This window comes from Tumebacillus permanentifrigoris, from assembly GCF_003148565.1.
GTDB classification, from domain to species: Bacteria; Bacillota; Bacilli; order Tumebacillales; family Tumebacillaceae; genus Tumebacillus; species Tumebacillus permanentifrigoris.
In genome coordinates, this window is the sequence record NZ_QGGL01000061.1 from 1 (window position 1) to 1,088 (window position 1,088).

The window sequence follows — 1,088 nt, forward strand, 5'->3', positions numbered from 1 at the left end:
AAGAGATCATCCGGTATTAGCACTCGTTTCCAAGCGTTATCCCAGTCTGCCAGGCAGGTTACCCACGTGTTACTCACCCGTCCGCCGCTGACATCCATGGAGCAAGCTCCACATCAGTCCGCTCGACTTGCATGTATTAGGCACGCCGCCAGCGTTCGTCCTGAGCCAGGATCAAACTCTCAATTAAAGTTTGATTCAAGGCTCGAATCGATTCTCATCTATCACTCGTTTAGTTTTCAAGGATCAAAAATGTCGCTCAAAGGCGACTCGAATAATATACCACACTTCCCGTTGGAAGTCAACTGTTGATCTCTTTCTCTTTCGCATCACCCGCTACTCTCAGCGGCGACAGGACTTATCTTAACATGCCCTCCCTCGTTCCTCAACTCTCACTTCCGAACAAAACGAAACAAACACAACCATCTAGGTTCAACAAAAAGCCCGATCTACGAGGACCGGGCTTTTGTTCACTTACACGGATTAGTGACCCACGGAAATGCCGCAGCTTACCGTGCAGTCGCCGAGGAAGCAAGAAAGCGAGCAAACATCGATCGGAATCGAAACAGTCGCCTTTACGCTAGATACTTTTTTCAACATGAGTAGTCACCTCCTTTCACAGCACCCACGATACTTGGCGATGCCCAACCCCTAGTCCCCTTGCCATGTATGAACCCACTCTCCACTTGCGATCAAGATTCGCGCCTCACACAATTCCTTGATTTTAAAATGTTTCCAGATCCTTCAGCTTCAAAAGTTGTGCGCTACGGATCGCTTTTTCAGTTAGTTGAAACTCTTCCATCACATTCTCATCATTTTATTCAATATATCAATTTTAACACCATTCAAAAATATTATAAATAATGCAATAGTCCCAATACATTAATGCTAAATACTTTCTTCAATGCAAAAAAAAGACCTGATCCGCGTTGGATCAGGCCTTTTTGTTCCTTATGCTGTTGCCTCGCGACGTCCTACTCTCCCAGGACCCTGCGGTCCAAGTACCATCGGCGCTGGAAAGCTTAACTTCTGTGTTCGAGATGGGAACAGGTGTGACCTTTCCGCCATCATCACGAGACTGTGACAACTGG

At 46.5% G+C, this 1,088-nt stretch carries 2 rRNA genes; both read right to left on the reverse strand.

Going from position 1 to position 1,088, the window contains the following annotated elements:
• A 16S ribosomal RNA gene (locus C7459_RS22895) occupies positions 1-187 on the reverse strand; the annotation flags it as partial.
• 771 nt (positions 188-958) lie between these two features.
• A 5S ribosomal RNA gene (rrf, locus tag C7459_RS22900) occupies positions 959-1,075 on the reverse strand.
• Between the last annotated feature and the right edge of the window lie 13 nt (positions 1,076-1,088).